Genomic DNA, 2,269 nt, shown 5'->3' with positions numbered 1-2,269 from the left:
GGCGTCGCGCAGCAGGCGGCCGGCCGGATACTCGTTGATGTAGCCGTTACCGCCCAGCGACTGGATCGCTTCCAGCGTCACCTGCACCGCGGCTTCAGACGCATGCAGCAGGCAGCCTGCCGCCGCCGCGCGAGAACCCTGTCCTTCGTCGAAACCGCGCGCCACCTGGTAGGCGAAGGCGCGGCTGGACTGCAGCGCGGTGTACATGTCGGCGAGCTTGCCCTGCATCAGCCCGAACGTGCCGATGGCGGCGTCGAACTGCTTGCGCTCGCGCACGTAGGGCAGGGTGATGTCGAGCGCCGCCTGCATCAGGCCGATGGGTCCGCCGCTCAGCACCAGCCGCTCGGTGTTCAGGCCGCTCATCAGCACGCGCACGCCCTGGTTGACCTCGCCCAGCACGTTCTCGGCGGGGATCTCGCAGTTCTCGAACACCAGTTCGCAGGTGTTGCTGCCACGCATTCCCAGCTTGTCGAGCTTCTGCGCGGTGGAGAAGCCCTTCATGCCACGCTCGACGATGAAGKCGGTCATGCACTTGCTGCCCGCGTCCTTGCCTGCGGTGCGCATGTAGACCAGCAGCACGTCGGCTTCGGGACCGTTGGTGATCCACATCTTGTTGCCGTTGGCGACCCACACGCGGTCCTTGAGCTCGGCGCGGCAGCTCATCGAGCCGACCACGTCGGAGCCGGCGCCCGGTTCGCTCATCGCGAGCGCGCCTTTCCACTCGCCGCTGCACAGCTTCGGCAGGTACTTCGCGCGCTGCGCGGCATTGCCGTTGAGGTAGAGGTTGGACACGCACAGGTTGGAATGTGCGCCGTAGCTCAGGCCGACCGAGCCCGACGCCCGCGAGATCTCCTCCATCGCCACCAGGTGAGCCAGGTAGCCCATGCCGCTGCCGCCGAACTCGGGATCGACGGTGATGCCCAGCAGGCCCAGTTCGCCCAGCTTGGGCCACAGATCCTGCGGGAACGCATTGTCGTGGTCGATCTGCGCCGCACGCGGCGCGATCTCGGTCTGCGCGAACCGCTGCACGGCCTCGCGCAGCGCATCCAATTCTTCGCCCAGCGGAAACCCGCTGACGGTATCCGGTCGCATTCGGTCCTCCCTCCTATTGCGGCCAATCCATGTTGTCGTTGGAACGTCCTACGTCAATGCTCGCCGCGCAGATGCCCCATGAAGCGCGGCGCGGTGCGGCCCAGGGGCAGCTTCAGCTTGCCGATCGCCGTCATGCGGGCTTCGGCGATGCGGTCGGCGGCGTACTGCGGCGCGATGTTCTCCTTCTCCGCCAGGTCGAAGATCTTGCCGACGGTGTGGTAGATGGTCCGCATCATGCGCATGGCGCGCTCGCGATTGTAGCCATCGATCTCCAGCGAGACGTTCATTACGCCGCCGGCGTTCACCGCGTAGTCCGGCGCATACAGGATGCCGCGCTTGGCCGCTTCCACGCCGGTGACGTGCGACATCTGGTTGTTGGCGGTGCCGCAGATCACCTTCGCCTTCAGGCGGGGCAGGGTCTGTTCGTTGATCGCGTATTCCAGCGCGCAGGGGCTGAACACGTCGACCGGCAGGTCGTAGATCTCGTCGGGCTTGACGGCCTCGGCGCCGTATTCCTCGACCGCATGCTCGACCAGCGCCGGATTGAGGTCGGTGACGAACAGCTTGGCGCCGCGTTCCTTCAGCAGCTTGACGTACTCCATGCCGATGTGGCCCAGGCCCTGCACGGCGAAGCTGTACTTGCCGATCTCTTCGTTGCCGAACTTGCGGTTCAGCGTTGCCATCAGGCCCTGCAGCGCGCCGTAGGCGGTGAACGGGGCCGGGTCGCCGGAACCGCCGTGCACCTGGTGCACGCCGACCACGTATTCGGTCTCGCGGTAGACGTTTTCCATGTCGTTGACGTCGGTGCCGACGTCCTCGGCGGTGATGTAGCGGCCGCCCAGCGAATCGACATAGCGGCCGAAACTGCGGAACAGCACCTCGGTCTTGTCCACGTTGCTGTCGCCGATGATCACCGCCTTGCCGCCGCCGACGTTCAGGCCGGCCAGCGCGTTCTTGTAGGTCATGGTGCGGCTCAAGCGCAGCGCGTCGTTGAGCGCCAGCGCGCTGTCGGCGTACGGGCGCAGCCGCACGCCGCCCAGCGCCGGGCCGAGCACGGTGCTGTGGATGGCGATGATGGCCTTCAGCCCGGCATCCGGGTTGTGGCAGAAGATGACCTGTTCGTGGCCGGAGGTGTCGAGCGTTTCGAAAATCATGGATGGGCTCCGGTGCGCGGGGA

Annotated in this window: 2 protein-coding genes; both read right to left on the bottom strand. The window is 66.4% G+C overall.

All coding sequences use genetic code 11. The annotated features are described in order from the left end of the window. A partial coding sequence (locus AC04L7_RS17005) for an acyl-CoA dehydrogenase family protein (RefSeq protein WP_475513490.1) occupies window positions 1–1,092 on the bottom strand: 1,092 nt, incomplete at its 3' end. 53 nt (window positions 1,093–1,145) lie between these two features. After that, window positions 1,146–2,246 (bottom strand): Glu/Leu/Phe/Val dehydrogenase dimerization domain-containing protein, encoded by a 1,101-nt coding sequence (locus tag AC04L7_RS17000; RefSeq protein ID WP_296282961.1) that lies wholly within the window; start codon window positions 2,244–2,246, stop codon window positions 1,146–1,148. Window positions 2,247–2,269 lie beyond the last annotated feature (23 nt).

This window comes from Pseudoxanthomonas sp. LjRoot204_2 (assembly GCF_056175765.1).
Note: the sequence above shows the minus strand (reverse complement) of the source record. Positions and strands in the feature narration are given on the sequence as shown.